This is a genomic window from Deferribacter autotrophicus (assembly GCF_008362905.1).
Taxonomy (GTDB): Bacteria; Chrysiogenota; Deferribacteres; order Deferribacterales; family Deferribacteraceae; genus Deferribacter; species Deferribacter autotrophicus.
The window spans coordinates 201,219-226,101 of sequence record NZ_VFJB01000005.1 but is presented as its reverse complement, the minus strand read 5'-3'; the positions used below and the strand labels follow the sequence as shown (position 1 = coordinate 226,101).

The 24,883-nt window shown below is 33.0% G+C and carries 21 protein-coding genes and 1 tRNA gene; 2 read left to right on the top strand and 20 right to left on the bottom strand.

Annotation, left to right across the window (positions count from 1 at the left end):
* Positions 1-537 (bottom strand): 50S ribosomal protein L11 methyltransferase, encoded by a 537-nt coding sequence (locus FHQ18_RS06970; protein ID WP_149266451.1) that lies wholly within the window; start codon positions 535-537, stop codon positions 1-3.
* A gap of 137 nt (positions 538-674) precedes the next feature.
* On the opposite strand from FHQ18_RS06970, the gene FHQ18_RS06965 reads away from it, so the two are divergent.
* Positions 675-1,694 carry an aspartate-semialdehyde dehydrogenase gene (locus FHQ18_RS06965; RefSeq protein WP_149266450.1) on the top strand — a complete coding sequence of 340 codons (1,020 nt, stop codon included), beginning with the start codon at positions 675-677 and terminating at the stop codon, positions 1,692-1,694.
* Positions 1,695-1,742: 48 nt separating this feature from the next.
* Here FHQ18_RS06965 and FHQ18_RS06960 read toward each other — a convergent pair whose 3' ends face one another.
* Genes FHQ18_RS06960 through murJ form a run of 3 tightly spaced genes read right to left on the bottom strand, consistent with a single transcriptional unit; the run spans position 1,743 to position 4,317 of the window.
* The gene (locus FHQ18_RS06960; RefSeq protein WP_149266449.1) at positions 1,743-2,372 is read right to left on the bottom strand and encodes an MBL fold metallo-hydrolase; all 630 of its coding nucleotides are present in this window, start codon (positions 2,370-2,372) and stop codon (positions 1,743-1,745) included.
* Between the two features lie 11 nt (positions 2,373-2,383).
* The gene (dtd, locus tag FHQ18_RS06955) at positions 2,384-2,839 is read right to left on the bottom strand and encodes a D-aminoacyl-tRNA deacylase (RefSeq protein ID WP_149266448.1); all 456 of its coding nucleotides are present in this window, start codon (positions 2,837-2,839) and stop codon (positions 2,384-2,386) included.
* Entirely contained in the window at positions 2,836-4,317 is a 1,482-nt protein-coding gene (murJ, locus tag FHQ18_RS06950; RefSeq protein WP_149266447.1) for a murein biosynthesis integral membrane protein MurJ, read from the bottom strand. The genes dtd and murJ overlap by 4 nt, the downstream gene beginning before the upstream one ends.
* 171 nt (positions 4,318-4,488) lie before the next feature.
* Here murJ and FHQ18_RS06945 point away from each other — a divergent pair, with 171 nt between their 5' ends.
* Positions 4,489-4,779: an integration host factor subunit beta gene (locus FHQ18_RS06945; RefSeq protein ID WP_149266446.1), complete on the top strand. Its 291-nt coding sequence runs from the start codon at positions 4,489-4,491 to the stop codon at positions 4,777-4,779.
* Between the two features lie 73 nt (positions 4,780-4,852).
* Here the strand turns inward: FHQ18_RS06945 and FHQ18_RS06940 are convergent.
* From FHQ18_RS06940 to FHQ18_RS06865, 16 genes are all read right to left on the bottom strand, one after another.
* Positions 4,853-4,925 (bottom strand) — tRNA-Thr (locus FHQ18_RS06940).
* A gap of 45 nt (positions 4,926-4,970) precedes the next feature.
* A complete protein-coding gene (gene rnr, locus FHQ18_RS06935) occupies positions 4,971-7,052 on the bottom strand; it encodes a ribonuclease R (protein ID WP_246798678.1) in 2,082 nt (693 codons plus the stop codon).
* Positions 7,039-8,427: a sigma-54-dependent transcriptional regulator gene (locus FHQ18_RS06930; protein ID WP_425457886.1), complete on the bottom strand. Its 1,389-nt coding sequence runs from the start codon at positions 8,425-8,427 to the stop codon at positions 7,039-7,041. Before FHQ18_RS06930 ends, rnr begins: the two co-directional genes overlap by 14 nt.
* 155 nt (positions 8,428-8,582) lie before the next feature.
* Positions 8,583-9,509: a two-component system sensor histidine kinase NtrB gene (locus FHQ18_RS06925; RefSeq protein WP_149266444.1), complete on the bottom strand. Its 927-nt coding sequence runs from the start codon at positions 9,507-9,509 to the stop codon at positions 8,583-8,585.
* 3 nt (positions 9,510-9,512) lie between these two features.
* Positions 9,513-11,696 (bottom strand): penicillin-binding protein 1A, encoded by a 2,184-nt coding sequence (locus FHQ18_RS06920; RefSeq protein ID WP_246798676.1) that lies wholly within the window; start codon positions 11,694-11,696, stop codon positions 9,513-9,515.
* 37 nt (positions 11,697-11,733) lie between these two features.
* Positions 11,734-11,934, bottom strand: coding sequence for a hypothetical protein (locus FHQ18_RS06915; protein ID WP_149266442.1), 201 nt, complete (start codon positions 11,932-11,934; stop codon positions 11,734-11,736).
* Between the two features lie 53 nt (positions 11,935-11,987).
* Positions 11,988-13,964, bottom strand: a complete 1,977-nt coding sequence (gene uvrB, locus FHQ18_RS06910) for an excinuclease ABC subunit UvrB (protein WP_149266441.1) — start codon at positions 13,962-13,964, stop codon at positions 11,988-11,990.
* A gap of 150 nt (positions 13,965-14,114) precedes the next feature.
* A complete protein-coding gene (gene fdhD / locus FHQ18_RS06905) occupies positions 14,115-14,903 on the bottom strand; it encodes a formate dehydrogenase accessory sulfurtransferase FdhD (RefSeq protein WP_246798674.1) in 789 nt (262 codons plus the stop codon).
* Positions 14,863-15,474: a molybdenum cofactor guanylyltransferase gene (gene mobA / locus FHQ18_RS06900; RefSeq protein WP_149266439.1), complete on the bottom strand. Its 612-nt coding sequence runs from the start codon at positions 15,472-15,474 to the stop codon at positions 14,863-14,865. The genes fdhD and mobA overlap by 41 nt, the downstream gene beginning before the upstream one ends.
* 301 nt (positions 15,475-15,775) lie before the next feature.
* Positions 15,776-16,690: a formate dehydrogenase subunit gamma gene (locus FHQ18_RS06895; protein WP_149266438.1), complete on the bottom strand. Its 915-nt coding sequence runs from the start codon at positions 16,688-16,690 to the stop codon at positions 15,776-15,778.
* Between the two features lie 41 nt (positions 16,691-16,731).
* Positions 16,732-17,319 carry a formate dehydrogenase FDH3 subunit beta gene (fdh3B, locus tag FHQ18_RS06890; RefSeq protein WP_149266437.1) on the bottom strand — a complete coding sequence of 196 codons (588 nt, stop codon included), beginning with the start codon at positions 17,317-17,319 and terminating at the stop codon, positions 16,732-16,734.
* A 12-nt stretch (positions 17,320-17,331) separates the two neighbouring features.
* On the bottom strand, positions 17,332-20,118 hold the full coding sequence (locus tag FHQ18_RS06885; RefSeq protein WP_149266436.1) for a formate dehydrogenase subunit alpha: 2,787 nt from the start codon (positions 20,116-20,118) through the stop codon (positions 17,332-17,334).
* A 10-nt stretch (positions 20,119-20,128) separates the two neighbouring features.
* Positions 20,129-20,311: a hypothetical protein gene (locus FHQ18_RS06880; RefSeq protein WP_149266435.1), complete on the bottom strand. Its 183-nt coding sequence runs from the start codon at positions 20,309-20,311 to the stop codon at positions 20,129-20,131.
* Positions 20,312-20,323: 12 nt separating this feature from the next.
* Complete coding sequence (locus tag FHQ18_RS06875; RefSeq protein WP_149266434.1) at positions 20,324-20,938, bottom strand: TorD/DmsD family molecular chaperone; 615 nt, start codon at positions 20,936-20,938, stop codon at positions 20,324-20,326.
* Positions 20,928-22,652, bottom strand: a complete 1,725-nt coding sequence (locus FHQ18_RS06870; RefSeq protein WP_149266433.1) for a 4Fe-4S binding protein — start codon at positions 22,650-22,652, stop codon at positions 20,928-20,930. The genes FHQ18_RS06875 and FHQ18_RS06870 overlap by 11 nt, the downstream gene beginning before the upstream one ends.
* 122 nt (positions 22,653-22,774) lie before the next feature.
* Positions 22,775-24,865, bottom strand: coding sequence for a CHASE2 domain-containing protein (locus FHQ18_RS06865; protein WP_149266432.1), 2,091 nt, complete (start codon positions 24,863-24,865; stop codon positions 22,775-22,777).
* Positions 24,866-24,883 lie beyond the last annotated feature (18 nt).

Here is a 24,883-nt window from a genome sequence, read left to right as displayed (position 1 = left end):
TCAAACCTCCTTCTTCATTAAAAAAGTAGTGTATTCTTCACCAAAAAAGCTTTTAATAATTGAATATCCTCTATTTACATAATTTTTTCTAACCTCATAATTTTCTTCAATTGGTATCCCTGACAAAAGCAAATATCCACCTTTTTGAGAAATCCATTCGTCAACTTTATCCCTTAGGTTTAGAATGATGTCAAAATAGATATTTGCCATAACAACATCATAACAACCATTAATTGCATTTTCATCACTGCAAATCACAAAACAGTTTTTTAGTCTATTCAAAGAGACATTCTCTTTAAACACTTTACAAGCGTTAAAAGAAATATCGTATCCAATCACCCGCTTAGCACCAAGAATTGACGCATATATACTCAAAATTCCTGTGCCACATCCAACATCAAGAACATTTTTCCTTTCTAATGGAATAAGTTCAAGAAAATTTAAGCAACTTTGTGTGGTTTCATGATCACCACTTCCAAAAGCACCAATCTTTATTTTAAATGTTTTTTTTCTACTTATTTTTTTCCAAAAGTTCATGCAATCATAATATTTAATTATTTTCACATTGCAACCTTAGAAAATAAAACTATTTTTTAATTTAAGCTTATTTTATTAAAAAATTGACTTAATAAATAAATAATAATATTTATTTTAAAACTTGCTGGGGGGTTAAAATGGCGTTAGCAAAAAAAGAAAAGTATAATGTAGCAATCGTAGGAGCAACAGGTGCAGTTGGCCAAGTTTTCCTTGATATTTTAGCTGAAAGAGATTTTCCAATCAATGAGTTGCGTCTTCTCGCATCTAAACGCTCGGCTGGGAAAAAAATAAAATTTAAAGATACAGAATACACCGTGGAAGAACTAACCCACGATAGTTTCAAAGGAATAGATATTGCTCTTTTCTCTGCAGGTGGAGGTAGAAGTAAAGAGTTTGCACCTTCAGCGGTAAAAGCCGGTGCAGTTGTTATTGATAACAGTTCCGCTTTTAGAATGGACAAAGATGTTCCTCTAGTTGTCCCTGAAGTAAATCCTGAGGATGCATTTAAACATAATGGTATTATAGCAAATCCAAATTGTACCACTATTATAATGGTAGTAGCTCTCAAGCCTTTACATGACTATGGTAAAATAAAGCGTGTGATTGTCTCTTCATATCAATCAGCATCTGGGGCAGGTGCTAAAGCAATGCAGGAACTTATGGATCAGGCAAAAGCTTGGTCAAATGGAGAACCTTTAAAAATAGAAGCTTTTCAGCACCAGATACTTTTTAATGTTATCCCACATATAGATGTATTTATGGATAACGGTTATACAAGAGAAGAAATGAAAATGTACAATGAAACTAAGAAAATAATGGGAGATGACTCCATCGAAGTTACAGCAACATGCGTAAGAGTCCCAGTATTAACAGCGCATTCTGAAGCTGTGACTGTGGAAACTGAGAAAAAAATCACACCAGATAAAGCAAGAGAGCTCTTTGAGCAGGCTCCTGGTATTCAAGTATTGGACAATCCAGAGAAAAACGAGTATCCAATGCCACTTTTTGTATCAGGAAAAGATGATTGTTATGTTGGAAGAATCAGAGAGGATATAACAAAGGAAAACTCTTTAAATTTCTGGGTTGTTGGTGATCAGCTCAGAAAAGGTGCGGCATTAAATGCCATCCAAATTGCAGAACTTTTAATATCCAAATAAAATTAAAAATAAGGTGGCAATATTTTGCCACCTTTACATTTATCTATTTTAGTTTTTAGCTCTTATAAATGCATTCATTTTGCGTTCATGACCAATAGATGTTGAAGGTCCATGGCCAGGATAAACTTTTGTTTCAGGATCTAAAGAGTATAGTTTTTGCTGAACACTAATTTTAAGCTCATTAAAGTTAGCATAAGGGAAATCCGTCCTTCCAACAGACTCACAAAAAAGAGTATCTCCTGTAAAAACAGAATTTATCTCCTCAATATAAAAACATACCCCACCAGGTGAATGCCCAGGAGTATGAAGAACTTTTACATTTATCTCTCCGAAATTTAGTATCTCACCATCCTCAATGTAATAATCTATCTTAGACGTTTTAACACCATCCAAACCGAACATCAAAGCATGCTGTGGAGCACTTTTTAAAAGAAATTCATCATCTTTATGCATATAAAGAGAAACGTTAAACTCATTTTTTACATCCTCGATTGCACCCACATGGTCAAAATGACCATGGGTATTCAGAATGGCAAGAGGTTTTAAAGATTTTGATACAATAAACTCTTTAATCTTATGAAAATCACTTCCTGGATCAATAACAATTGCATCATTACCTTTACTGATAATATAACAATTCACATATAAAGCACCAACAATAATTGTGTCTATTCTCATAGCCCACCTCATTATTTTTTTATAGGGTGTTCTAAGATAATTGTTACCGGACCATTATTTACTAGATGTACCTTCATGCTTGCTCCAAAAACTCCTGTTTTTACTTTTTCGTCACCTAAAATCTTTTTACATTCAGAAACAAATTGTTCATAAAATTTTTCAGCAGTTTCAGGTTCCATCGCAGAAGTAAAATCAGGACGTCTCCCCTTTTTTAATGTACCCGCTAACGTAAACTGACTCACAATCATCACTTCACCACCTATATCAGCAACACTTAAACTCATTTTACCATTATCGTCACTAAATATCCTCAAATTACAAGACTTATCGGCCAACCAAGTTATTGAATCTTCAACATCCCCTTTCTCCACACCAAAAAGTATTAAAAGTCCTTTACCTATTTGTGAATAAAAAGCACCATCCACATCAACTCTACAATTATCTACCCTTTGTATTACACACTTCATCTCAACACCCTCCATATATTAATTTTTAGCAACATTAAAATAAAATAGTAAGAAATAACAGTAGCAAAAATAATCAACAAAAGATGTATCCTAAATTTTATTAATATTACTATCAAAAATGACAAAAGAACATTTGCAAAAATAATTTTCATCAGAAGTAATAATTTATTTTTAATAAAAATCATGAAATCAAAAAGATTCCGCTTTTTTAACAAATATATATAAATTACACTACCAATAAAAGCAGAAATGGTAGCACTTAACGCAATACCGGCATGTTTAAGACTTTTTAACAAAAGCATTGAAAAAAGGAAATTTGACACCAATAACACAACAGAAATTTTAACAGGAGTTTTTGTATCAAGAACCGAGTGAAATACTTTTGTAAAAGTCATATTCATCGAAAAGAAAACCAACCCTATCGAATACATGATCAAAGCTGAAGATGTATTTAAAACATCAGCATAAGTAAAAGCTCTTCTTTGAAAAACCAACTTTATTATTTCATCTGATAAAAGAACTATCCCTATAGTGGATGGTATAATTATTAAAAAAATCGAAATTAGAGCCTTTGAAATAATCTCATTCCTTTTCTCTTCATCATTTTTACTCAATTCTGTTAACGAAACTGTGCCAATAGTAACCGAGAACAATCCAAATGGAAATTGAAACAATCTATTAGCATAGTACAAATAAGAAATGCTCCCATATTGCAAAAAAGATGCAAGAATTCTACCAATGAGAAAATTCAGTTGATTTACTCCTACCCCCAGAATCGATGGAACTATTAACAAAAATGTTTTTTTAACATCTGGATCTTTCTTACCTACCTTAGTGAAATAAAATCCTTTTATTTTTGCATAAAAGAAAACAAATAATAGTTGCAAAATACCCCCAAAAAATACCCCCCATGCTAAAAAATAAATATTTTTACTAAAAAGATAAGATAGATACACCGATATAATCATAGATAAATTCAACAGTGCTGTAGAAGCATAAGGGATATAATAACTCCCCTTTAAATTAAGATATCCAGCAAAAAGAGCTGAAATACTCACAAAAAATAAATATGGCATTACGATTACAAGGATCACAGATGCAGTTTTTACTAAAGCAAGATCATTCGAATAACCAGGCATAAAAATCAAAATCGTTTGCTTTGAAAAAATTGAAATTATTATAACGACGGCAAGGCTAAAAAAAGAAAGGTATAACAAAACATTAGTCAAATATATATTACCGGCTTCATCATTTTGTTTTAACTTATTACCCAGGATTGGCACAAAAGCAGATGACAAAGCCCCTTCGGCAAACAATGCCCTAAATAAATTAGGAATGGCAAATGCTACAAAAAAGATATCCGTAATGGCATTAGCGCCAAATACTGCGGCTATTGAAACATCTCTTATCAAACCTAATATTCTACTTGTAAGAACCCCAAAAGATGATTTTAAAACAGAAAAAAGAAAACTCTTCACACCCAAACTACCCCTAAATTTTGATTCAATATATTTCAAATATTTTTTTTAATAAAGTTAAAAGTTTGTTTAAAAAAATTTACAATTTGACTTTACTATAATTTATCATTAGGTTATAATTTTATAGATTAAAATACGGTTTAATATCTAAAATTTTACGGAGGTTATAAAATGACCAAATCTCAACTTATTGAGAAGATTTCTGAGCAGTATCCTAAATTAACAAAAAAGCAGATAGAATTTATTGTGAATGGTGTATTTAACACAATAAAAGAGGCATTAAAAGAGGGTGAACCTGTTGAAATTAGAGGTTTTGGTAGTTTTAAAGTAAGAGAAAAAGAAGCAAAAGTAGGCAGAAACCCTAAAACTGGAGAAAAGGTTCAAATCCCTGCCAAAAAAGTTCCTTATTTCAAACCTGGAAAAGAAATTAAAGAACAACTCATCGATAAACCAGTAGAATAATTTTTCAAGTTTATCAAATCAATCTATTACTTTAAATAAAAAAGAGGTAAGGAGAACCTTACCTCTAATTTTAAGCTGGTAGCCGGACTTGAACCGGCGACCTACGGATTACGAATCCGTTGCTCTACCGACTGAGCTATACCAGCAATAATTAACCATATAATCGCATAAAATTTTCTTGGCAAGTAAATTTATTCAACTAAAATAAAATCGGCTTCAAGATAGTCAAAATTAACCTTATCAACTTTTACCTTAACAAAATCCCCTACTCTGTATTTCTTACCCGACGCTTTACCGAAAATAGTATTTGTCTCTATATCAACAACATAATAATCATTATCAAGAGAAGAAATATGCACAAACCCTGTTAATAACAACTTTTCAATAAAGATGAAAAAGCCGTTTGAAGAAATACGATTTATAAAAGCATCATACACTTTGTCTCTATTTTCAAGTAAAAACTTAAGTTTTTTATACTGATGGATTTCCCTTTCAGCACTTTCAGCATTTTGCTCCATATTAGAACAGTGATCAGCAGCTTTACCCAAATACTCTTTATTTATCTTGTAATCATATCTAAACAACAATGTTTTTAAAATTCTATGAACAAGTAAATCTGGATATCTTCTTATGGGACTTGTAAAATGAGTATATGATTCCGATGCTAACCCAAAATGCCCTATATTATCTATGGAATAAAGAGCTTTCTGCATTGTCCTTACGAGCATAGAACCAAGTACATAACCATACTTTGATTCTTTTACTTTCTCTGCAATCTTTTGGATCATTTCCGGGGTAATCTCATCTGGCATCAACACATCAATACCAAAAAACTGACACATCTTATTAAACTCTTTTACCTTTTTCGCATCTGGATAATCATGCACCCTGAATACTGAAATATCAATATGTTCTTCCAGATACTCAGCTACAGCCTCATTAGCTTCTATCATGAAATTTTCAATAATTCTGTGTGAGAATTTACGTTCAAAAGGGACAATATCTATCAAATTACCATCATCATCAAATATAAAAGTAGCTTCAGGCAAATCAAAATCTATCATCCCTATCCTTTTTCTCTTCTTTATCAATTTATCTGTCAACTCCTTGCTCACATCCACAAGATACTTCAAATTTTCATCATCTGTTTCCTCTTTTCCATCAATCAAATCATTTACGTAGTTATAAGTTAATCTATAATCGCTTTTTATTATCGACTGATAAAATGATGTTTTTTTTCTATTGCCTACTTTGTCATATTCTATCTTTACAGTCATTGCAAGACGCTCTACATTAGGCATTAATGAGCACTGTTCATTAGAGAGTTTTTCAGGGAGCATAGGTATTGCAAATTCAGGGAAATAAACACTTGTGGCTCTATTGTATGCTTCCTTATCAATATTAGTACCAGGCCTTACATAATGAGCTACATCGGCAATATGCACATAAAGGATATAGCCACCATTAGTTTTCTCTATTGAAATAGCATCGTCAAAATCCCTTGCATCTTCACCATCAATCGTAACAGTAAAAAGTCTTGTAAAGTCTGTTCTCTCTCCTGCATTTTTGAAATAAAAATCAGCAGTCTCCTTTACCTCTTTCTTAACACTTTTAGGAAAATTTATGCGTAAATCATATTTTGCTAAAACTATTTTATTCTCGATACCTTTATCGTATAAATTTCCCAATACTTTTTTGATTTTACCTTCGGGATTTTTACCTTTTTCCGGATACTTTATTATCTCACAAATAACAACATCGTCATCTTTCAATTTTTTAGCGTATTTATTAGGGATATATATGTCATAAAAAAACTTTTTTTCATAAGGTATAACGTATGCAAAGTATTTTGATTTCTCAATTCTACCTACAACTCTTTTAAATCCCCTCTCAATAACCTTTATTACATGAGCTTCTTTCTTCCCTCTAAATTCTACTATTCTTGCTGTAACTTTATCTCCATGAACTGCGCCATTGAGCTTTTTAGGTGGAATAAACACATCTTCAAGCTCTTTATCTTCAGGTATTAAAAAAGCATAACCATCCGGATGACCGTCCACAGTTCCTATAACTAGGTCCAATACCTCACAAGGAGCATATTTACCATTCTTAAACTTGATTATTTTTCCTTCAATTATAAGAGTTCTGAGTGTTTTCCTTAAAACCTTTTTTTCAATCCCTGATAAATACAAAATTTGATTAAAATTGAGAGGTTTTGAAGATTGCTTTAAAAGTTCAATTATTTCTTTTTTAGTTATCTCATCCAATTTCATAATCCTTTATTTTTTTTCTTAAAGTATTTCTATTAATACCCAACAACTGCGCTGCAGCTGATTTATTGTTACCTGTTTTTTCAAGGGCTGCTTCAATAAGCGGTCTTTCCACAATTTTAACATACTCTTCATAAACAGTATGTCCATTTATCTTATCTTCGCCAGATATAAGTTTCATGGCTAATTCATAAAGCTCTTTTTTTATGGAGTTTCCACTAAACGAACTCTTTAAAATCTTTTCAGGCATATCAGATATATCAATTACATCCCCACCTGCTTGCACAATCATATGCTGAATAACATTTTCCAGTTCCCTTATATTTCCAGGCCAATGGTATGAGATCAGTTTTTCAAGCGCCCTATTACTGATACTTAACTGTCTATTCTTAATATATCTATATTTTTGAAGAAAATAACTAACTAGTATAGGTATATCTTCTTTTCTCTCCCGCAAAGGTGGCAGTTCTATATTTATTACATTCAATCTGTAATATAAGTCCTCTCTAAATTTCCCTTTTTCAATTAATTCTTCAAGGTTCTTATTTGTAGCTGCAATTACCCTCACATCAAGCTTTATAGGCTTATTCGAACCAAGTCTTGTAATTTCTCTCTCTTGCAATACTCTTAAAAGCTTTACCTGTAAATTTAGATCCATCTCCGATATTTCATCCAAAAAAATTGTACCGTAATTAGCTTCTTCAAATTTCCCAGCCTTATCGCTATTTGCTCCTGTAAAAGCACCTCTAACATGACCGAAAAGCTCACTTTCAATCAATTCTTGAGGTATAGCTGCCATGTTTATTGCTACAAAGGGCTTGTTCGCACGTATACTTTTTTTATGAATCAATCTTGCTATTACTTCCTTACCAGTGCCTGTCTCTCCAGTTATTAAAATATTGATATTCGATGTAGAGACCTTCCCAATCAGCTTATATATCTCAAGCATCCTTTTCGATTTTGATTGAAAGTCGTATTCCACAGACGGAAGCTCTATATCACTTTTTTGAAAATTTAATGCATCAACAATCTTTTCTTTCAATTCATCAAGTTCAAAAGGCTTCGAAATAAAATCGACAGCTCCAGCCTTCATAGATTCAATGACAGAGGTACTTGAATCTTGAGCAGTAATGACAATAAATTTTGTATCATATTTGTCTTTCCATTTTTCAATTAAATTAAGGCCATGTTCATTTTCAAGAAACAAATCAATAAGACAAACATCAATGTTGTAATCATTCATAAAATGCTCTGCTTTCGCTGAATTTTTAGCGCAAAATACATTAAACTCATCCTGTAAAGACTCATTTAACAACCACAAAATATGCTCTTCATCATCAATAATTAAAACATTACCTATCTTACTCAACTGAACCACCTACTACTTCATATATTAAAAATCATTTTTCATCATTAAAACTATACATTCAGAATGACACATAAGTAAAAATGTCATTCTGAATGAGTAAAGCAAACAAAGTACCCCATAAAAATTTCCAAATTTTTAAATAATTAGTACTTTATCAGAGCTAACTAGTTTATATAAGGTAAATATATGTTAAAAACTGTTCCCTTACCAACTTCGCTCGATACTTCAATTTTACCTTTATGAGCAGTAACGATTTCCTTTGCTATAGAAAGCCCTAACCCCATCCCTTTATTCTTAGTAGTGAAAAAAGGTTTAAAAATATTGTCCAACATCTGCTTGTCCATTCCACCTGCTATATCAATTATACTAATTTTTATCATAGGATACAACTTATTTTTTTCAGAATCCTGAAATTTTATTGTAGGATCTATATGAATAAGCAAAAATATCTCTCCTTTTTTCTGAGCCTCACAACAGTTTTTTACAATATTTTGTAATGCAACATACATTTTTTGATAATCAAAGAAAAATTCTGATACAGAAGGATCAATCTCCACTCTAAAAATAATATCAGCAAAAAGCATCGACATTGAATCAATAAGTTTTTTTACAAGCTCATTTATATTATTTTTTGAAAGATCAACTTTTAGATCAAAAAATATCCTTAAATTTTGTACAAATTCATAAAGTCTTGAACATTCCCTTTTTATCACCTCAGCACATCTTAGAGTAAAATCATCATTGCTCTTTTTCATCATAAGCTGAATTGTTCCATCAATAATTGTGAGTGGGTTTTTCAATTCATGCTGTAAAAGCCCCATATCAAAAAAAGCGCTAACATCAAGATAATCTAAAGGTAAAAAAAACAGTGAATAAACATCATCAGTACTATGCACTTTATATGTGTAATAACTATTCTGAATAGCTATCAACTTTTTATTATCTTTTATTTTATCAAGGAGAAAATTACCAACCTCTTTTACTCCAGATAAAGACAATTTGTTTAAAATCTGTTCACCTTCATTGTTAAAATCAATAATATCACCATCATTACCTATTTTAATATAGGGGAACAAATCTATTGCATTCATCAGTTACTGAATTTCTATGGACTCTTTAGAACTGTTATCAAAAAACGGTTCAAAGGAAAACTCTGTGGAATAACTATCGGTAATTTTGTGAGTATTCAAATCCACTTTATAGTATGTAACATCAGAAGATACTGGAAACTCTTTAAACGGCAAATAATCCACAATAGCTTTTGTAAATGATACAAAAGCAGGGAGTGCCGCTCTTGAACCTGTTTCAAGCCTACCTATAGGCTTGAAATCATCAAATCCTGTCCATACACCTGTTACGATATTTGGCATCACACCTATAAACCATGCATCTCGGTATTCGTTTGTTGTCCCTGTCTTGCCGCCAATTATACGAGGAATAACTTTTGCTCTTCTTCCAGTTCCATTTTCCACTACATTTATTAAAATGTCAGACATAATATGTGCAGTAGATGGTTTTAATACCTCAATTTTGTCATGAGGAACTTCTTCCACCAAAATTTCACCGTTATTGTCCACTACCATTTTCACAAAATAAGGTTGAACTCTCATCCCAAGGTTAGCAAAAGTTGAATAGGCATATACCATCTCCATAAGTGAGATTGAACCAGAACCAATGCTGATGGATAAATCATTTTCTAAAGGAGATGTTATACCAAATTTTTCTGCATAAGCTTTTATGGTGTCTACACCGAGTCTTTCTGCAAGTTTGATTGTCACCACATTTCTGGAATGTGTCAGCGCCTCTTTTAGAGTGGTAAACCCATAAAATTCCTCTTCAAAATTTTCAGGTTTCCAGTACCCCTTGTCTTTACCTTTACTCAAGATAACAGGAGCATCATAAATCAATGTATTTATATTATAACCTTTTTCGATTGCAGCAGAATAAACAATAGGCTTGAAGAGACTTCCCACCTGTCTTTTCGCCTGAACCACCCTGTTAAACATACTTCTATTATAAGAAAAGCCACCCACCATAGCAAATATTGAACCATTTTCTGGCGATATGGAAAGTAGGGCACCTTCAGTTTGAGGAATTTGAGTAAGATAAAGTTTATTTTTTGATTTTTTTACTAATATCACATCATTTTCTCTTAATATCTTCCTAAAATCATCAAGATACCTTAACCTAGAACCATAAGGTTTTGCCCACTTGTTATATTTCAGATTCAATTCACCAATTTCTCCATCAATATCCAATATAACTTTAAATCTATCTACCTTTTTAACTACAGCAAAATCAAAACCCAACTCATTTATATAAAAATATTTCTTCTTCAATTTCTCATACTTTATGTCAGCCAAATTCCCTAAAGGGCCAAAATACCCCTGTCTTTTTGAAAGATTTAAGAGGTTTTGCCGAACAGATTTTTCAGCAGCAAGCTGGAAATCTAAATTTAAAGTTGTAAATATCTTATACCCTTTATCTTTTATATCAAGTTCATACTTTTTCTTGATATATTGGGTAACAAAATCCACAAAATATTCTGCATGCTTTATCATTTTTGGTGCTTTAGGCACAATTTCTATCGGTTTTTCAGAAAGCTCTTTATACTGCAATTCATTTATATAGCCTTCTTCAAACATTCTATACAAAACATGGTTTCTTCGCTTCAAGGCCTTTTCAGGATTAATATGTGGTGCATAAAGACCTGGTGCTTTCGGCAAACCTGCAATAAGTGCCGCTTCATCAATACTCAACTCACTGACATGTTTGCCAAAATAAACCCTTGCCGCTGCCTCCACTCCATAAGCACCTCTTCCAAAATACACCTGATTCAAATACATCTCTAAAATTTTATCTTTTGTCAGGTAATTATCCAGTTTGTAGGCAAGAATAGCTTCTTTTACTTTTCTCTTCAGTTTTCTTTCTGGCGTTAGATAAAGAACCTTTACAAGCTGCTGAGTCAAAGTAGATCCGCCTTCTACAATCCTACCAGCTCTGATGTTTTTTATAAACGCCCTAACAATCCCTAAAAAGTCTACCCCTCCATGTTCATAAAATCTGCTATCCTCTACTGCGACAACAGCATTCTTCAAATATTCAGGCACATCTGACAACGGAACAGGGTATCTTCTTTCTGTACCAATTTCAGCTATAGTTCTGTTTTTAGCATCAAGAATTATACTGGGTTGTTTGTAAGTGAAACTTTTCAACTCTTTTATGGATGGTAATTCACTGCTAAGCTTGTAAATATAAACAAAAAAAACAGCAGTCACTAAAAAAGTTATTATAAAAAATGTTAATAAAGAGTACTTAAAAAATTTCTTCATAACTTTCCAATGTAAACGTTCTGCCTTCTTTTATTGACACTATATCAATTTCCTTCTGCAACTTTTCTTTATCATAGTCATCATTCACAACAGCAGTGAAAACTCTCTTTCTAATATCAAATGAAATCTCTTTTACATCCTGCAACCCGGCAAGATGAGCCAAAATAGCATCAGGACACCCCATTCAGAGGAATCCTCCTTTTATTCCCATTCCATCAACAGTAAATTTAATATTTTTCACTTTAATACCCCTTTATATTCAAATAAAAGGTCTCTTATTTTTGCAGCCTTCTCAAATTCATAATTCTCTGCTGCTTTATACATTGCTTTTTCCAATGTTTCAATGTCTTTCTCTTTATTACCGGTAAGAGTTACTCCAAGCTCATCATCCACGTCCACTGTGTAATAATCCTTTTCATAAATGCTTTCAAGGATATTATGGATTTTACTTTTAATTGATTCAGGAGTAATACCGTGCTTTTCATTATATTCTAATTGAATTTTTCTTCTTCTCTCTGTTTCCTCAATAGCTTTTTTCATAGAATTAGTTATTTTATCAGCATAAAAAATAGCCCTTCCATTCACATTTCTTGCTGCCCTACCAATTGTCTGAATCAAAGATTTTTCAGACCTCAAAAACCCTTCTTTATCTGCATCCAAAATTGCAATCAAACTTACCTCTGGAATATCTAACCCCTCACGAAGTAAATTTATCCCTACAAGCACATCAAATTTACCAAGCCTCAAATCTCTTATGATTTTTATACGTTCAATGGTATCTATTTCACTATGCATATATTCTACTCTTATTCCAAGCTCCCTGTAGTAAGATGTTAAATCCTCAGCCATCCTTTTAGTAAGTGTTGTAACAAGAACCCTTTCTCCATTTTCTACAGTTTTCAATATCTCATTATACAAATCATCCACCTGATTTCTTGCAGGCCTAACTTCAATTTTTGGATCTATCAAACCAGTCGGTCTAACCACTTGTTCTATCACAACCCCTTTACTATCCTCGATTTCAAACTCCCCTGGGGTTGCACTTACATACAAGACCCTACCAACCTTTTGATAAAATTCATCAAAAGTTAAAGGTCTATTATCCAATGCTGCAGGTAATCTGAAACCGTATTCCACCAAATTCATTTTCCTCGATCTGTCACCATGATACATCCCTCTAATTTGTGGGATGGTTATATGAGATTCATCAATTATCACCAATGCATCCTCAGGTAGATAACTCAACAGAGTAGGCGGAGTCTCACCGGGTTTTCTTCCTTCAAAGTATCTCGAATAGTTCTCAATCCCTTTACAATGCCCCGTTTCCTTTAACATCTCAATATCATGCATTGTTCTCTGAGTTAATCGTTGAGCTTCCAAAAGCTTCCCTGCATCTTCAAATTCTTGAACCCTCTTAATCAAATCCATTTTTATCTGTTTTATGGCATCCTCTATTGTAATTTTTGCTGTTACATAGTGAGTATTCGGATAGATCGCAATTTTAGGTCTATTCTTTATTGTCTTACCTGTAACGGGATCAAACTCAGAAATAGCATCCACCTCATCACCGAAAAACTCAATTCTGTATGCAATACTATCTTCATGGGAAGGAAACACTTCAAGAATATCCCCTTTTAACCTGAAAGTCCCTCTATGAAAATCATACTCATTTCTCTCATACTGTATCTCCACAAGCTTCTCAATAACCTCCTCAAGATTCACCTCATCACCTACTTCAAGGCTTACAAGTAGGCCATAGTAAGCTTCAGGTGATCCAAGTCCGTAAATACAAGATACACTAGCAACTATGACAACATCCCTTCGCTCTAACAAACTTCTTGTTGCAGAGTGCCTCATCCTATCAATGTGTTCATTTATAGAAGAGTCCTTCTCTATATATGTATCTGTGGTAGGAATATAAGCTTCGGGTTGATAATAATCATAATAACTAACAAAATATTCTACTGCATTTTCCGGAAAAAAACTTTTAAATTCACCATAAAGCTGAGCAGCAAGGGTTTTGTTGTGTGAAATTATTAGTGTAGGAACATTTAACTCTTTTATCACATTTGCCATTGTAAAAGTTTTACCAGAACCGGTAACACCAAGAAGAATCTGCCTATTAATCCCGGCTTTAAAATTTTCCACTATCTCTTTTATTGCTTTAGGCTGATCACCTTCCGGCTTGTAATCAGAAAAAAGCTTAAATCCCATCCTTACCCTTCATTAATATAATTTTAAATATGATAAATGACAATTGAGGTTCTTTGCTAACGCTCAGAATGCCCCTTCTCCTGTCATTCTGATACGATCGACGTCGACTTGCCAAATAGCGGTCGGAAACAAGCATTTATAATTCATCATTTAACATTTTAACCTAAACTCATTAGTAAAAACAGTAAATCCTCTAGTAGATGTTAAACCTATCAATGTCATATTTGTGTTGTTTGCAATATCAATACCCATTTTTGATGGCGCAGTCCTGGACACCACAACGGGAATTTTCGCTCTAGCACACTTCAGCACCATCTCTGATGTTAATCTTCCTGTTGTCAATATAACACCGTCATAACTTCTCTCATTCAGCATAATGGCACCAATTGTCTTGTCTATTGTATTATGTCTCCCAATATCTTCACAAGTAAAAGTAAACCCATCTCTACCAAAAAAATATGATTTATGCACACATCTTGTATGACTGTGAAGATGTGATTCTTTTTCAAGTCTTTTGAAGATCTCGATAATTTCATCTGCATCAACTTTGAAATCTGTTTCAATCTTCTCTAATCCTCTGTAAGTTTTCTCAAGTACTTTTCCACCACCACAACCAGATGTAACTGTCCATTTATTTTCATCTACAAATTCTTTGTACTCATTAAGAAAAATATAAGCATTCCTGTTCTCGCACATTCTGAAACTTTTTATATCTTTTACACTATCAATAATTTTTGATGTAAAAAGAAAACCATAAATAAATTCCTTTTCATACTCAGGTACAAGCATAACAGATGTAAATTTCTTACCATTTATAAAAATTCCATAGCTTTCTTCCCTGATTACGTATTTTTCACTTTTATCAAATAACTTTCTTTTTGCATCATATGTTTTTGTTTTAAATTCCCAAACCAACTTTTTCGGCAATTTCTTTTGCATACTCATAATCACCCTTTGTATTTATATTTATAAAACTGAGTAAATTTGTATCCACCTTTTTGATCTTTCCAACATCATTAAAATAAGATATGTTTAATTCAGGATATATGTCAAGTAAGCGATATATACCTTTTCTGAAATAATCTAATAAAATATTTAAAATCCTTTTATTATAAAAACCTGTAAGTGTATAAATTTTTCCATCAATAACCGGTAACAATACATCATAATTCCCCAAATGATTATAAAGTAAATCAATAATTTCAACTTTCAAAAGAGGTGAATCAGCTGATGTTATAAAAACCCACTCATTTACCGCATTTTCAAGCGCCGTAATTATCCCCACCAATGGGCACTGTGCCTCAAATTCATCATTAACAAATCGAACATTCTTATATTTGAAATCAAACTTTGAATTATCCTTACTTATAACCATTACATCACTGCTAATTTTAGATAATTTTATTGAAAGTATCTCAGTGAAAGAGTAACCACATAATTTTGCAACAGTTTTATCACTACCAAATCTTCTACTTTGACCGCCAGCAAGAATAGCACATGATATTTCCACTTGTCACCTCTTTAAAGGAATATAGGAGAAATTTTATGATTTTTCCAGAAGAAGTTAGTTGCCACTGAAATAGTGGCAACTAATTTAGTGGGTACCCCCTTTAAGAACCCCAAAAATAGGATAAAAACAATATTATATTTATTTATTCAGGAAAATTATTTTTTTTTAACTAGTTTAAAAATTAATAAAATCATAAAAAAATTTCATTTAATAAATAGTTCTCACTTTTTCAGTGAGAACTAAGTTAGAAAAGAAAATGAGCGCTTATTAAAAAGCGCCCATCATTTCTTAGAATTTTTTATTATTTACTACATTCTTTACCAGTAATTTTTTTGTAATATTTACAGTGTAACACACGAATCTCATCCTCATGTTTATAACCAGTAATCATAGATTTCAAAGAACCTTTGATAGCAAAAATAGCCATATACAGATGGACAAAAAACATAGCCACCATTGCCATACCTAATATGTTGTGTATCATAGCATACAATCTCAAATTATCCACATGCGTGTCAAAACTAAAAATATAATATCCAGTAAATCCCATTACCATACCACCCAATGTGGCAAGCCAAAACCAACTTTTTTGTCCAGGATTAAACTTACCAACTGGCATTATATTTTCAGTCTTTTTACTTAAATAACCACCAAATTTTATAAACCAAGTGATATCACCAGGAGCAATTATCATATCTTTTACCCACATCAAAAACATCAATATAGCAAAAGGGACAAACACCAAAGCTGCAGGAGCATGAATGTAACGCATAGTTCTTACAAACGATCCACCGCCAAAATATTTACCAAATATTATCACCAATCCTGAAGTTATCAAAATTGTAAAGGATGCAGCAGTGATCCAATGTACAAACCTGTTGAACAAGTTAAAAACCAGAATTTTCTCACCTTCATGACTAAATTTTTTAGGACCAATCACAAGATAATGGAGTAAAAATATGGCAGGAATACCAATCACTAGCCAAAAATATATTATTCTGAAATATTTTTTTTGTAAAATGGTAAATTTCTGACCGAATTTTTGCCAGTCTCCTGTAAAAACGTTAGTAATCTCATTGTAGGATTTGGTGGTGGACACAACTCCATAGCTTTGTGTATACTCAAGCTTATATTTTTCATAATCATGAAAATATGCAAAAGACAAGGACACAGTTATAAACAAAAAAATAGCCACAGTTACCAGTCTATTATACATATCGGCCACCCTTTTAATTAAAAAGAGGGGAAATTTCCCCTCTATTTTCTATTGTAAGCTTTATCCCAACCCCAGGCGTTTGCTCCAGAGCCTCTTTTGAATACGCGTTCTCTGTAAATATCTGCCACTTTATCAGCATCACCTGCAAGCAACGCCTTTGTAGCACACATCCCTGCACAAAGAGGAACTTTCCCTTCAGCAATTCTGTTCTGACCATACAATCTCTTTTCTTTATCACTGAAGGTTTCTGCAGGTCCCCCTGCACAGAAGGTACACTTATCCATAACTCCCCTTGCACCAAAGGAATTACCTTTAGGAAACTGTGGTGCACCAAATGGGCATGCAAAGAAGCAGTAGCCACATCCAATACATACATCTTTATTTACTAATACAATGCCATCTTCCCTCTGATAAAGCGCATCAACAGGGCAAACTGCAATACAAGGAGCATCAGAACAATGCATACAGGCAACTGATACACTTTTTTCTCCAGGTTTCCCCTCATTTATTGTAATAACCCTTCTTCTGTTAATCCCTACAAGAACATGATGACCTTCTTTACAAGCTACAACACACCCATTGCAGTCTATGCATCTATCAACATCGCATAAAAATTTCATTCTACCCATGATAAACCTCCATTAAGCCTTTTTGATGCGGCAAAGACCTGTCTTGGTCTCTTGCATTTGCGTAACAATATCATAACCATAATTTGTAACAACGTTAGCAGCTTCACCAAGCGCATAAGGCTCTGTTCCTTCAGGATATTTTCCTGCCCATGAATCACCCATGAAGAAACCACCAAAATGGAATGGTAGGAAAATAGTCTTATCATCTACTCTATCAGTGATTTTTGCTTTCACTTTTATTCTTCCACCATTTGGAGATTCTATCCATATCATTTCACCATCTCTAATTCCGTAATCATTTGCTGTTTTAAGGTTGATTTCAGCAAACATTTCTGGTTGTAATTCAGCAAGATATTTATTGCTTCTTGTTTCTGCTCCACCACCCATATATTCCACAAGTCTACCTGTTGTAAGAATAAGTGGGAACTCTTTTACCCAATCAAGTTTCTGTTCACTCTTATATTTTGTATAAACTCTGTAATGATCAGGCTTGTCATTATATGTTGGATATTTCTTAATCATCTCAGGATCTGGAGAGTGAATTGGCTCTCTGTGAACTGGTACTGGGTCAGGGAAGTTCCAAACATAACATCTTGCTCTTGCATTACCAAATGGAGCCATCCCACGCTTTATAGCTTCTTTAATTGTTTTTTGACTTAAATCAGTCTTCCAGTTTGTGCCTGGAACTACATCCTTAAATTCTGGATAACCACCATTTACTTCACTACCAGGGTTGGCAACACCATCAGCTGCAAGCAAGTTCTCTTTTTTACCATTTGGATATGTATAAGATGTTCCAAATCTTGCCCTAAAAGGTAAACCACCCTTAGCAACAGGTTTAGAAATATCATAAAGTATTGGTGTTCCTGGATGTTCTGTAGTCCAACATGGCCATGGTAATCCATAGTATTCACCATCACATGGACCACCTTTAGCCTGAAGAGTATCCACATCAAAAGTGTGCCAGTAGTCTGTATGTTTTTTAATACGTTCAGGGGTTTGACCGTTGTAACCTATGGTAAGGGCTCCCTTATTAATCTCTCTTGTTACATCCTCAGGTATCTTCTTGATGTTTTTGAAAAACTTATCATAAAAACCAAACCTTTTTACTAATTCCTGCATAATTGTATAGTCATCTTTACATTCATAAATTGGATCTACTACCTTGTATCTCCACTGTATTCCTCTTTGAGAGTTGGTGATACTTCCCTCAGTTTCATACTGGCTTGAAGAAGGTAAAAGATAAACATTATCTTTGTCACTTGCCACAGCCGTCATAGTTGGGAAAGGATCAATGATTACCACTAGGTCAAGCATATCAAGTGCTTTTTTCAGTTTATGATACTGTGATTGAGAGTTTGATGAACAACCCCAAAATACAACAGCTTTCAAAGGTGTGTATTGTGTAATCTTATCTTCCTGAATAGCACCTTCATACCATCTAGCAAGAGTGAATCCTTTTTTATTCATATACTCTTTATTTTTAAATCTTGATTTCATCCATTCATAATCTACATCCCAAACTCTACACCAATGTTTCCATGCACCATCAGAAAGACCGTAATATGCTGGAAGAGAATGGGAAAGAATACACATATCTGTGGCACCTTGCACATTATCATGCCCTCTGAAAATGTTTGTACCACCACCAGACTTACCCATATTACCGAGAACTAGCTGTAAAATACAGTATGCCCTTGTATTATTACTACCGATGGAATGCTGAGTTCCACCCATACACCATATAACAGTACCTGGCCTATTATCAGCAAGAAGTTTGGCTATTCTAACAACTTCTTTTGCAGGCACACCAGTAATTCTTTCTACCTCTTCAGGAGTATAATGTTTAGCAACTTCTTTAAGCTCTTCAAAACCAGCAACTCTTGTTCTAACAAATTCTTTATCATACCAATCATTCTGAATAATTACATTTATTAAACCCATTACAAATGCAGTATCCGTACCAGAGCGAATTCTTACATAATCTGTGGCCTTAGCAGCCGTTTTTGTAAATCTTGGATCAACTACAATGATTGGGGCATTATTTACTTCTTTTGCATAAAGAATATGCTGCATTGCCACAGGATGTGCTTCTGCAGCGTTTGAACCTATCATAAAAACACATTTTGAATGCCTTATGTCATTAATACTGTTTGTCATGGCACCATAGCCCCAGGTGTTTGCCACACCTGCAACTGTTGTTGAGTGACAAATTCTTGCCTGATGGTCTATGTTATTTGTACCCCAAAATGCAGCAAGCTTTCTTTGAAGATAAGCCATCTCATTAGAAACTTTGGCACTACCAATCCACATTACTGCATCAGGGCCATTTTTTTTCCTAATCTCAAGAAGTTTATTTGCAACCTCATCCAATGCTTGTTTCCAACTTATTTTCTGCCATTTGCCATTTACTTTTTTCAATGGATATTTAAGCCTTTTTGTACTTGTAACCATATCAATGGCGCCAGCACCTTTACAACAGTGAGCACCCCTAGAAATAGGATGATCCTGAGCTATTTCCTGCCTTACCCATACACCATTTTGAACCTCAGCATAAACTCCGCATCCTACAGCACAATGAGTACAAATTGTTTTTACTATTTTAGAATTTGGATAAGGATTTTTAGCTGCGTTTGCCTTCTTTACAAAAGTTGGAGATAAAGACATTCCTGCAAAAGCAGCTGTAGCTGCAGATAATTTTAGAAATGTTCTTCTACCAATTTGAGGATTTCTATCCACTGTAATAAGATTTCCCGAACTAATACTTCTAGTAACAGATTTTAGTTTTTTTCCAGCCATTTGAACCTCCTTAGCTTCTCAAAGATTCATAATATTTTTTAAAATGTTCAGTTTCACGATATAGAATTTCAGAACTGTTCTCCTGTAGCTCCTTCGCAATAACCTTTTTCCCTTTCAAAGTTGCCATAACTCCCACAGTGGTAATAGCACCTAACTTCAAAAACTCCCTTCTGCTACTTCTCTTCGAATTCATAAACACCTCCACTTAAACGACTTCGTTTAAATAACTTTTTTCTAGATTAGTTAAAAAGTCTAAATACATACCACAGCAAGCATAAAAATATGCTGATTCATGATTTTTAAGAGCTTTAGAAAACAGATCAAAGAAAGGTTCAAGAAATGTCTCAAAGTAATCCTTCTGAATATTATAACCATATTTTACTTTATCATCTTCCATATTCTTTATCAAGTAAATCATCACATCAGACATAAAAATTATTGAATCTTCCGGCTCTTTCAGATTTTCATCCTTCTCCAACCCCTTATCCCAGATAAATCCTCTCAATTTGACAAGAGTTTCTCCAAAATTCTTACCATCAAGATAATAGGAAGCATTTAGATTGATTAGATTATCGTTAAAAGGATTTACAAAAAGCTCATAATATTCATTTTTAAGCTTATCGAGATTATAGTTTTGAAAAACTTCCAAAAAATATGAAAGCATCTTTTCATAATGATCATTTATCTCAAGATTATCTCTTTTGAACTTATCGAAAATAGCGATCCATTCAGAATAAATCTTCTCATTAGGTTCATCAACAAAAAAAGACTTCAATAAATCATACAAAAAAACCCTTGTGTCGTCTATTTCATTGGGCATCTTTCTCCTCTCCAAAAAGCATTTTTACTCGGCATGTTTCACAATAATTGAGATATTTCCCTTTAACTTCAAACAAACCTGCCAAAGATAACTTCTCCTTCACTGCATTATAACTTTTCTTATTCCCAAAAACCTTACCACACCCAGGACAAACCATTGGTTCATCCTTGTTCAAAACTTTTAACTCAAAAAATTCATCAGCTAACAGTAAACCTGAAGCAACTTCAATAGCCTCTTCAGGACACACTTTTTCACATATTCTACACTGAATACAAATGGACGGATTATGATTTAAAGTATAATCTGTCTCTTTTGCTAAAAGTGCACCTATCTTACAGTGATTTACACAAGCAAGACATAGTGTGCATCTATCTTTATCAAGCAATACATTACCAAATATATCTAAGATATTATCCTTTAATAAAACATTTCGTTTTTCAGAGTTTTCATAAAGAAACTTTAAGATTGCAGCAAGTTTCTTTCTTCTGCTACTGAAGCTGAAATTGTTATACTTATTTTCCAAAGGATTTTGGTAGCTTTTTTCTGAATATTCATCATATTTCTCTATAAACTCTATAAAAGGATAATAACCAAAAAGAAATTTTATAAAAGAATTAACAAATTTAACTTCGTTTTTATCAGCAAGTTTATCATTAAGCAGATATAACTTTGCTACCCCAATGGAAAATAGAAAGAGATAGTGCATTACATTTAAAAATTTAGGATCAACCGGTATCGGATAACTCTTTTCAAAACTTTTATTATGATTACTCCACAAAAACTTTCTTATATTTTCCTCATCACCAAGTAGTAGTATAACATCTTCAGTCAACTGCAATGTTTGAAAGTATTTTATAAAAACATCATCTTTAAAATAACCATTTTGCATAGCCCCAGTAGGACAAACAGAAATACATCCACCACAACCTACACACAAAAGATGATTAACTTTTATACCATTATCATCCACATACAGAGCATCATATTTGCATGCTTGCAAACACCGCCTGCAGCCTATACCTAATTTTGGAGAATATTGACAGATCTCATTTTCATGTAAAACCAATTCTTCTACTTGATACTCGCCTACTCTTTCAAACAACTTATCTATTTCATCAGCACCAAATAACTCAACCCCTATTTTTGCAAACTCATTTTTCAAATCATCGTTATCAATGACAATAAAAGAAGCATTTATACTCAACTCATTTATTAATTTTATCTGGATTGACTCAAACTCACATACCTTTTCACATTCACCGCAAAATGTGCATTTAGAAAAATCTATATTTAAATCTAAATCAATACATTGTTCGGGACATGTAATGTAACATTTCCCACACCATACACATTTCTCAAAATCTATAGGAGAAAAAACCTTAACATTAACAGTGTATTCAGGAAACCCACCAGTTATTTCAAACTCACTTGCTGTATAAAAATCATTATTTGTCTTTTCAGATATATAAATTGATATAACGTTTAAAACACCTGAATAAGTATCTTCAAATTTTTTTAAAAATAAATCATCATTTGATATAACCACAACATCTGGTTTTACACTGTAGGTATAGGTTTTAACGCTTTTATTTTCTTCTTTTAAAGTTTCAGCAGATTTTAATAGATCAAGAAAATCTTGGTAGTTAGAACTAGTAGCAGTATCACAAATTTTGTAATAACGCTCTATATTATTATAACGTTTTATATTCTCCATGCAAAACGGAATAGCACTTTAACTAAAAAATGTCAACAATTATTTTATAGTAAAAGTATTTTTATTTTACTGTAAACAGTGAATATACAATGAAAATTAGTTCATTACTTGACAACGCTTCATTACTTTTTATAAAACGTTGTTATATAATCAAATTCTTCCTTAGCGCCCTTAAAACTAGCCATACGCTCCAAGTAAACTTCAGCTAAATAATCCTGGTATCTTTCAGCAAGTATCTCAAACCTTTTTCTTGCTTGCTCAAAATTGAACTCTCTGTAATATGCCAAGCCTTCCTCATAAAGTTTGAAAAACTCATCATCAACTTTCCTCACAACTACCTCAAAAATATCAACAGGTTTATTTTTCCCTTTAACTCTTACAGTATCCACAAGTCTCAAAGGAAAGTCTTCATTTAATCCTGCTTTAGTAAATTCTGAAATTAATATTTTAGTGCCATAATATTTATTGAGCCCTTCCAATCTACTTGCTAGATTTACGGTATCCCCAATTGCAGTATAGTCAAAGCGCCGCTCAGTGCCAAGATTTCCCACAACTGCATCTCCACTATTTATCCCTACGCTAATATCAAGTTTAGGCCACCCTTTTTTAACAAAATCATCATTAAGCCTATCTAGAAGTGATACAATTTCCATAGACGATTTTACCGCCATATCTCTGTGATTTTTAAGGTTTACCGGAGCATTAAAAATTGCCATGATTGCATCACCTATGTATTTATCAAGCATACCTCTATTTTTAAGTATAATCTCAGTAGCTGGTCCCAAAAAAGAATTTAAAAGGCTAACAAGCGACTCAGGATCCAACTCTTCTGAAATGCTTGTAAAACCTCTAATATCTGAAAAAAGAACTGTAATATCTCTTTTTTCACCTCCCAATTTCAATCTATCAGGATTTTGCAAAATCTCTTCAACGAGATCTTCAGAAATATAGCTACTAAAAGCCTTTTTAAGATACTTGCTTTTCTGCTCCACTACAAAATTCTTATAAATTTCAATAAGAATAAAAGATAACATTACAGATGAAAAAGGATAGATTGTGGAAAGTTGAAAATTATAAACATCAAACATTTTAAAATTAAAATAAAAATAAGCTAACGAAAAAAATAATGTAGTCACAAAAGAGTATATCCCTCTTCGAAACAAAACGGAAATAACAGCGACAATCAACGGTAAAAGAAAAATTGTCGCAATATCCATTATTACAGTCTTACTATCTTTAATCAGAAAGAAATTTTGTAAAACATTTGATGCAAATGTGCAGTGAATCTCTGTACCTGGAAAGCTAGAATCAACAGGAGTAGCCTGATAATCACCCACACCAATTTCTGTTATTCCAAGAAAAATCAATTTATTCTTTAGCAAATTACTATCAACTTTTCCTTCAAGGATATCAGCCGCCGAAATGGTAGTTATGGTCCCCTTTGTCCCGTAAAAATTTACAGGAATACTTCCATCCATATCCACAGGAATAAGTTCTTTTCCCAAAAGCAACCTATTTATACCGTATCTGTCCACATAAAGTGTTATCTCCTCATCAAGATAATGAGACAAAGCAGAAAGTGCCAAAGAGGGCATAATAAAACCATTAAAATCGGCCACAAGATGAACTCTTCTTAAAATTCCATCCCTATCAGGAAAAACGGAGAAAAATCCCTTTGAATAAGCTCCTTCTGCAATTTCATCAATATTGGTTTCGGCACTTCGAAAAGACAGAATAGGCAATTTATCCACTTCTTCAAGCAAGTTTATATTTTCAATTGAAAAATCAGGCAACCTTTCCATAGCGGCTTCAGCTTCTTCTTCACTAATGGTGTCTCTAAAGAAATAGCCCAAAATTACATTCTGCTCTCGATAGATTGCTTTTGATAAGGCAGCATCTGAGTCAGGATTGGATGGTTCGGAAAACACAACATCCAGAGCAATGGTTTTCACACCATAGTCGTTTAATTTATCAATCAACTTCGCAAATAGTTTTCTATCCCAGGGCCATCTGCCATACTTATCTATACTTTTACCATCGATGGCAACTAGCACTACTTTATCAGATGCTTTTTTAAAATATCTAAGTCTGAACTTACTGTCCTGCAACTTTGTATCTATACTATTCAGAAAGTCATATTGATTATAATAGAGAAAATAAATAAACAGTGAAACAGCAATGGCTATTAAAAAATAAACGATTTTTTTCAACATTTTTCTCTTTAATTATAG